We start from the raw sequence: 730 nt of genomic DNA, 5'->3' as shown, positions 1-730 counted from the left end.
CAAGGTGCTGTAACGAATTACAGTACGTCGATGGCGTTCAGGTCGGAGAATGCTTTCTCCAGACGAGCGATCATGGAAGTCTGACCTTCACGCAGCCATACGCGCGGATCGTAGTACTTCTTGTTCGGCTTGTCGGCGCCTTCCGGGTTGCCCAGCTGGCCTTGCAGGTAAGCTTCGTTCTTCTTGTAGAAGTTCAGCAGACCTTCCCAGGTTGCCCACTGGGTGTCGGTGTCGATGTTCATCTTCACTACGCCGTAGGAGATGGACTCGCGGATCTCTTCCAGAGTGGAACCAGAACCACCGTGGAATACGAAGTCCAGAGACTTGGCAGGGATGCCAAACTTCTCGGAAACGTACTTCTGGGAAGCGTCCAGGATGGACGGGGTCAGTTTGACGTTACCCGGCTTGTATACACCGTGTACGTTGCCGAAGGAGGCAGCGATGGTGAAACGCGGGCTGATCTTGGACAGACGCTCGTAAGCGTAAGCAACATCTTCCGGCTGGGTGTACAGAGCGGACTGATCCATGTGGCTGTTGTCGACGCCGTCTTCTTCGCCACCGGTGCAACCCAGTTCCAGCTCCAGAGTCATGTTCATCTTGGCCATGCGGGTCAGGTACTCGCAGCAGATGTCGATGTTCTCTTCCAGAGACTCTTCAGACAGATCCAGCATGTGGGAGGAGAACAGCGGCTTGCCGGTTTCAGCAAAGTGCTTCTCGCCCGCTTCCAGCA

At 55.6% G+C, this 730-nt stretch carries 1 protein-coding gene; it reads right to left on the bottom strand.

Annotation, left to right across the window (positions count from 1 at the left end):
- Window positions 1-17: 17 nt before the first annotated feature.
- On the bottom strand, window positions 18-730 hold a 713-nt coding region (gene fbaA, locus AACS18_RS10295), incomplete at its 5' end, for a class II fructose-bisphosphate aldolase (protein WP_258228908.1).

It is taken from the genome of Aeromonas sp. HMWF015, from assembly GCF_963878965.1.
Classification (GTDB): Bacteria; Pseudomonadota; Gammaproteobacteria; order Enterobacterales; family Aeromonadaceae; genus Aeromonas; species Aeromonas veronii.
This window is presented reverse-complemented; position numbering and strand designations above follow the sequence as displayed.